Origin of the sequence: Arthrobacter crystallopoietes BAB-32 (assembly GCF_000328305.2) — a bacterium.
GTDB lineage: Bacteria > Actinomycetota > Actinomycetes > Actinomycetales > Micrococcaceae > Crystallibacter > Crystallibacter crystallopoietes_A.
This window is the reverse complement of sequence record NZ_ANPE02000194.1, coordinates 1-6,691: the sequence shown is the minus strand read 5'-3', so window position 1 is coordinate 6,691 and position 6,691 is coordinate 1. Positions and strand designations below refer to the sequence as shown.

Annotated in this window: 7 protein-coding genes; 3 read left to right on the top strand and 4 right to left on the bottom strand. The window is 63.8% G+C overall.

What is annotated here, in order from left to right; all coding sequences use genetic code 11:
* Together D477_RS15665 and D477_RS15660 are read right to left on the bottom strand one after the other, a co-directional pair.
* Positions 1–875, bottom strand: an 875-nt coding sequence (locus D477_RS15665; protein WP_005271587.1) for an amino acid ABC transporter permease, incomplete at its 3' end; no start/stop codon positions are given.
* The gene (locus D477_RS15660) at positions 872–1,780 is read right to left on the bottom strand and encodes an ABC transporter substrate-binding protein (protein WP_005271584.1); all 909 of its coding nucleotides are present in this window, start codon (positions 1,778–1,780) and stop codon (positions 872–874) included. The genes D477_RS15665 and D477_RS15660, both read right to left, overlap by 4 nt.
* 29 nt (positions 1,781–1,809) lie before the next feature.
* Here D477_RS15660 and D477_RS22365 point away from each other — a divergent pair, with 29 nt between their 5' ends.
* Positions 1,810–2,139 (top strand): hypothetical protein, encoded by a 330-nt coding sequence (locus D477_RS22365; protein ID WP_150110160.1) that lies wholly within the window; start codon positions 1,810–1,812, stop codon positions 2,137–2,139.
* Here the strand turns inward: D477_RS22365 and D477_RS15655 are convergent.
* Both D477_RS15655 and D477_RS15650 read right to left on the bottom strand, forming a co-directional pair.
* A complete protein-coding gene (locus D477_RS15655; protein ID WP_005271582.1) occupies positions 2,136–3,815 on the bottom strand; it encodes an HAL/PAL/TAL family ammonia-lyase in 1,680 nt (559 codons plus the stop codon). The two genes, D477_RS22365 and D477_RS15655, sit on opposite strands and share 4 nt — an antisense overlap.
* Complete coding sequence (locus D477_RS15650) at positions 3,793–4,575, bottom strand: IclR family transcriptional regulator (protein ID WP_005271579.1); 783 nt, start codon at positions 4,573–4,575, stop codon at positions 3,793–3,795. The genes D477_RS15655 and D477_RS15650 overlap by 23 nt, the downstream gene beginning before the upstream one ends.
* A 170-nt stretch (positions 4,576–4,745) precedes the next feature.
* Here D477_RS15650 and D477_RS15645 point away from each other — a divergent pair, with 170 nt between their 5' ends.
* Both D477_RS15645 and D477_RS15640 read left to right on the top strand, forming a co-directional pair.
* The gene (locus D477_RS15645) at positions 4,746–5,954 is read left to right on the top strand and encodes a cytochrome P450 (RefSeq protein ID WP_005271577.1); all 1,209 of its coding nucleotides are present in this window, start codon (positions 4,746–4,748) and stop codon (positions 5,952–5,954) included.
* 123 nt (positions 5,955–6,077) lie between these two features.
* On the top strand, positions 6,078–6,691 hold a 614-nt coding region (locus D477_RS15640; protein WP_005271574.1), incomplete at its 3' end, for a DUF2637 domain-containing protein.

The following is a 6,691-nucleotide window of genomic DNA, read 5'->3' as shown; positions in this document are numbered from 1 at the left end:
CGGCGGCCCTTGGCCGGGCGCATCGGCGAGAAGCCGCGCTCGAAGTGGCGTTCGACGTAGTACTGTCCGACGGACAGCACGGCGGTGACTGCCAGATACCAGATCGCGGCCACGATCAGCAGCGGAATGGTCTGGAAGGTCCGCGAGTAGATGATTGAGACCGAGGTCAGCAGCTCGCTGTAACCGATGACGATCACCAACGACGTGTACTTCAGCATGCCGATGGTCTCGTTGCCCGTGGGCGGGATGATCACGCGCATGGCTTGGGGCAGCACCACGCGGCGCATGGTCTGCGTCCGGGACATGCCGATCGCCTTCGCGGCTTCGGTCTGGCCCTTCGGGATGGCCCGAATGCCGGAGCGCACAATCTCGCCCATGTAGGCGCCTTCGTTGAGGCTCAGTCCTAGCAGCGCGGCCGTGAAGGGCGAGATGACGGAGTTGGTTTGGATCTCGAACAGGCTGGGTCCAAACGGAACGCCAAGGGAGATGGTGGGTACCAGCGCTGCCAGGAAGAACCAGAAGAGCAGCTGGACCATCAAGGGCGTTCCGCGGAAGAACCAGGAATAGGCCCAGGCGGCCGAAGACAGGATCGGGTTGGTCGAGAGCCTGCACACCGCGACGACGATGCCCAGCACAATGCCGATGGCCATGGAGACCACGGTGAGCATCAGCGTCTTGCCAAGCCCGGAGAGCACCGGGGGAGCAAAGAGGTACTGGCCGACGACGTTCCACTGGAAGCGCTCATTGGTGAACATCGAGTAGACGATCAGGGCGGCGGTGGCCACGACCACTACGGCGGCGATCCAGCGGCCCGTATACCGGGCAGGCAGGACCGGCAGGTCCTCGTTCCGATGCCCCGGGCCAGCCGCCGTCACTCGGTCACCCCGTTGATCGGGAACTCGTCAACCGCGTGGTCCGCCATGCCGTACTCCGCCAGGATCTTGTCGTAGCTGCCGTCGGCCTTGAGGGCACCCATCGCCTTCTGTACGGCCTCGGTCAGCTGCTCGCTCTCTTTCGGGAAAACGATGCCGAAGGCGAGGTCCTGGTAGCGCGGGCCCTGGACGAGCTGGCCGTTGCTTTCCGCGGCAATGACCGAACCGGAGGTCGAATCGACCAGGAAGGCGTCGACCCGTCCGCTCTGCAGCGCCAGCACGGCCTGGTTCTGCCCGGCATAGATGGTCACGTTCAGGGGTTCCTTGCCGGCGCTCTTGCACTTCTCCGATTGCTCGGCAGCATCGGCGTCCTCGGTGGTGCCCTTGACGATGCCCACAGCCTTGCCGCACAGGTCACCAAGGGTCTTGAGGGCCTCGGCGTTCGCTGAACCGGTCATGATACCGCCGCCAGCGGAGAAGTAGTCCACGAAATCGACTTCCTTCTGCCGTTCAACCGTGTCGGACATGGCTGACATGGCCATGTCATACCTGTCGGCGACCAGGCCCGGGATGATTGCGTCGAAAGCGATGTGGTTGAACTGCAGCTTCACGCCCAGCTGCTTCTCCAGTTCGTCCGCAATGTCACGGTCGATGCCGACAATCGTTGTGCCGTCCGTATCGAAGGATTCGAAGGGCGGATACTCCACGTTGCTGGCGACGTTGATGGTGCCGGCCTGCTGGATTTCCTCGGGAAGCTCGCTGAACAGGGGCGCCTTCGACCCTGTCGCTGCCTGGGCTTCTTCGGTTCCGGCGTCGGCGCCGCCACCGCAGCCAGCCAACGCCAGCGTTGCAGCAATGGCCAGTGCGGCCACAGTCGGCCGACGAGTCGAAAGAGCAGAGAATGCCATTTTCCTACACTCCTGAATAGAGGTTCGATATGCGGAAATTCCTCAAACGCTTGGTATTCGGAACGCAACTTCGCGTTCGAATTCCCTCCAGCTTAGGGTTGGAATTTTTTCATCACAAGGCTTTTTCGAGATCGGATTTAGCCATTTTTCGTAGGCTTCAAAAATGGGCAGGAACCAGTGAAACCGCAGGTCAATGCAGCATGGACCTTGATGACATTTCAAACTTCGGGCATGTTCAGGCTGCTCGTCCGCAAATACCTGCGAGCGAGTTATGTGGATTGTTTGAGTATGTGAATTTGGATTTCCAGCTTTGGCTGGAGTGGATTTATCCAGCCAAAGCTCTCTCTTCTTCCGTTTAGTTATTGCCTGCCAGGGCGTCATTGACACTGGCGACGACGGCCCCGCTGTGCACAAGTTCCATGGCAGCGCGCACCCGGGGGTACATCACGACATCCCGGCGGATGTGGTCCAGTGGCCGACCGTCAGTCGAGGATGAGCCGCGGACGAGGTCCAGTACTGCACGGCTGGCTGCGGCCAAAGTTGCTGAAGCGGTTTCCGGCCGGGCCAACCTCAGCTCAAGGGCCTGGCAGGCCATCAGCAGTTCGATGCCGACAACAGCCTCGATATTCGCGACCACCTGCCGGGCATGCCTGCCCGCATTGTTGGCCATCGAGACGTGGTCTTCCTGGTTCGCGCAGGTAGGGATTGAATCGACGCTATCCGGGTGGGAGAGGGTTTTCGAATCCGAAACCAACGCGGCTGCCAGGTACTGCGGGAGCATGTAGCCGCAGTCGAGCCCGGTCTGGTCGCTGTCGATGAGCATGTCCGGAAGGCCGCGGTTCAGGGTGCCGTCGTCTAGCCGGAAGAGCCGGCGCTCGGTGATATTGCCGATTTCCGTGGTCACGATGGAGATGAAGTCTGCCGCGAAAGCCACATACTCGGCGTGGAAGTTCCCGCCCGAGACCGCCTTCAGCGACCGGCTGGCGGGCAGTGCGGGGAAAATCAACGGGTTGTCGGTGGCGGCGTTGATTTCGTTGTTGATGATGCCGGCGGCGAAGTCCAAGGTGTCCTTGACCGGCCCGAAGACCTGCGGCACGCAGCGCAGCGAGTAGGCGTCCTGCGGCGGTTGCCGGACCGGATCCATCTCGGCGCTGCCGTCCACCAAGGTGCTTCCGGCCAGCAGTTGCCTGATGCGGGCGGCCACTTCGATCTGACCCTTCTGGCCGCGGGCTTCGTGCAGCTCGGAGATGAAGGCATCCCCGAAGCCCATCAACGCCTCGATGGTCATGGCAGCGGTGACCTGCGCGGTTTCGAGCAGGTTCTGCGCATCGAAGAGCGCCAGGGCAGCCTGGGCGCAGGAGAACGAAGTGCCGTTGAGCAGGGCGAGTCCGTCCTTGGCGCCCAGCGGCAAGCGCTCCAGCCCCGCGGCGGCCATGGCGGCCTTGCCGCTGACCACAGCTCCGTCGAGGAAGGCTTCGCCGGAATCAAGTTCGTTGTCTTTGCCCGTGTGGGAGCGGGTCATCACGATTGCGACATGGGCCAGGGGAATCAGGTCGCCGGAGGCGCCCAAGGAGCCGTATTCGGGGATGGCAGGATAGACGCCTTTGTTGAGCATCTCGGCCAGCGTGCGCACAATCTCAGGGCGGACACCGGAATGGCCCTGCGTTAGGCTCACGATGCGGATGAACATCGTCGCGCGCACCACCTCCTCGTCAACGTAGCGTCCTACGCCAGCGGCGTTGGAGAGCACCAGGCGCCGGGAAAGCTCAGCGGCGTCTGCAGCGTCGTCGAAGGCCTTTCGCCCGGCAAGGGAACCGAATCCCGTGTTGATGCTGTAGATCGGAGCGGTCGGCTCGCCGGCTTCCATCTGTGACACGACGTCCGAAAGCCACTTTCGGCTGGGCTCCATCCTGGCCAGCGCTTCGTCCGCCAGTTCGACAGGCCGCCGGAACCGGGCGACCTGGACGAGGTCATCGAGGGTGGCGCGGCCGGCACCAATGACGACTGCGGCCTCAATTACTGTTTGCGTATTCATCGGCAAGCTCCCTGGTTGATTGGAAACTGATGGTGGACTCCAGCGATTCGGTGAGGTTCCGCGCCGCTTCTTCCACGGTTTTGAGGACGGTATTGATCCAGGTCTTCGAACCGCAGCGGCTTTCCGGGCCGGCGACGTTGATGGAACAGACCACTTCGCCGCGGCAAAAGACCGGCACGGCGACTGATACCGCACCGGGATCGAGTTCGCCGCGCGAAACCACTCGGCCTGCAGCCCGGATCTGGGGCAAACCGGCCAGGACCTGCTCCGCGGTCGGCGTGTTTTCCGTGAAGCGCGGAAGCGGACGATCAAGCACCTGCCGCACCACGTCCGGCGGGGCCCATGCCAGCAGGATGCGCTGTCCGGCCCCGGCATGCAGGGGGAGCATCTCGTTGATCGCGAAGGTGTACTTCAGCGACTTGTCCGGCTCGGCCCGCCGGAGGCACATCGCTTGCGTGCCCACCCGGATGATCATGACTGCTGTTTCGCCCACTGCATCCACCACGCTCTTCAGCACGGCCGTCCCGACCTCGGCCAAGTGGAACTGCACATGATGCCGGCCCGTAAGCTCCAGCAAGGCGCTCCCGGGACGGTACCGTCCGCCGTCGTCCTGGAGGAACCCCGCGGCCCTCAGCGTCTTGAAATAGCGGTAAGCAGTGCTTGGCGGGATACCCAGCCTGGTGGAAATTTCCTCCACGGTTGCGTCGCCGCTGGCCCCGATTTCCGACAGGATGGCCAGCCCGCGTTCCAATGAAGTCAAATCGTCCTCCTTACGGTTTCCGGCATCCTGCGGCACTGAAGCGATGCTCTACCGAGGTGTGCGCGTCCGGCAATCTCCATTCCCACATAGTGGGAATCGCGTTTAGGGCCACTTCTCATCTGCCATTACGTTAGGGGCATTCCCCGCCGCTTCGAGAAGTGAGGCATTCCATGACAACCGAACTGGCAGCCGCTGCAACTCCAGTCATGCCGGACGACCCGTATTCGGACGCGAACCTGGCCAATCCGTATCCCCTGTTCGAGCGGATGCGCGAGGCGGGCCCGGGCGTCTGGCTGGAACAGTACGATGTGCCCGCGTTTGTGCGTTTCGACGCCTGCAAGGACATCCTGGACGACTATCGGACCTTCATTTCGGGTGCCGGTGCCGGACCGAAGAACCTGCACCATGAACCCTCGTGGCGGCCCCAGGGCATCATGGAGTCCGACCCGCCGGTCCACACCGCCATGCGGCAGGCGATCGGCGGAGTGATTTCGCCGAAGGGGACTCGGCAGCTTCGCGGGCAGTTCCAGGAGTTCGCCGACGAGCTGGTCGAGCGGATGCTCGATCTGCGGGAGTTCGACGCCGCTACGGACTTCGCGCAGGTCTTTCCGCTTCGCGTCTTTGGCGACGCCGTGGGGATTCCGCGGGAGGGCCGGGCGGAGAACCTGCTGGCCCTGGGCGCCATGAACTTCAGTACGTTCGGCCCGGACGACGAGCGGTCCAAGGAGTTCTTCCGGCTGGGCGCCGGAACCAATGACTGGGCCATGGCGAACACGGCACGCGAGCGGTTGGCCGAGGGCAGCATGGGCGCACAGATTTGGGAGTACGCGGACAGCGGAGAGATCACGGAGCAGCAGGCCGCCCTGCTGGTGCGTGCGATGCTCTCGGCGGGCCTGGACAGCACGATCCTGGCCATCGGCAACACCATGCTCTGCCTGGCGAACAATCCGGGGGAGTGGGCCAAGGTCCATGCCAACCCGCGGCTGGCCCGCTTCGCGATCGACGAGGCCTTCCGCTTTGAATCGCCGTTCCAGTCGTTCTTCCGGACCACCAGCCGGGCCGTGACCATCCATGGAGTGGAATTGCCGGCCGATGCCAAGGTTGCCGTCTTCGTGGGCGCAGCCAACCGGGATCCGCGGCGCTGGGGTCCGGACGCAGACGCCTACCAGGTGGAGCGGCAGGCCGGCGGGCACCTGGGCTTCGGTATGGGCATCCACCAATGCGTCGGCCAGCCCATCTCTCGGCTGGAGATGGATGTGCTGTTCTCCACGCTGGCCCGGCGAGTCAAGGCCATCGAACTGACCGCCGAGCCCGTGCCGTTCCTGCACAACACACTGCGCGGCTGGGATTCCATCCCCGTCCGGATCGTCCCTGCCTGATATGTGGGAAGGCCACGGGCTCGGTCGGTGCTGAATCGGTTCATTGCTCGGTATTCTTTTCCGGGGGTGACTGGCCGCCAACGGCGATCAGCCGCGGATCGAGTAGCAAGGCATGGGTTTCGAATGAGCAACGGCACGATTCCGAACGAACCGCACAGGGCTGTGCTGTGGACGGCGGTTGGAGCGACGGTGATCATTGCCGTCGGCGCCTTCATCCTGTCCTTCGCAGCGCTGACGGACCTGGCCCAGCGTTCGGGCATCGAGGCGCATCTGGCGTGGATCTGGCCGATCATTGTGGACGGCATGATCGTGGCGGCGACGGTGGCGATTGTGGCGCTGAACGGGCATGACCGGCGGGCGATGATCTATCCGTGGGCGCTGCTCATCTTCGGCGCGATCGTTTCGACGGCGGCCAACTCGGTTCATGCCATCCTGACCGTGGACAGGCTGGCGACGGACATTCCTCCGCTGGTCTCGGCGCTGGTGGCCGCGATGCCGCCGGTAGTGCTGCTGGCGATCACCCACCTGACGGTGCACATGTACCAGAAGCGTGCCGAGGTGGCGCAGCAGCGGGCGGAGGAGCAGGCACTCGCCGAGGCCGAGCTGGCGGCGAGCGGCTACTACGCCCACGAGTACGAAGAGGACTGGCAGCTGGAAGCGGTTGATGAGGAGCGCCGGGCGGACGCCGCGGTTCAGGCAGGGGAAGCCATGCTGCCCCCGGCTCCGTCGCGCCAGCC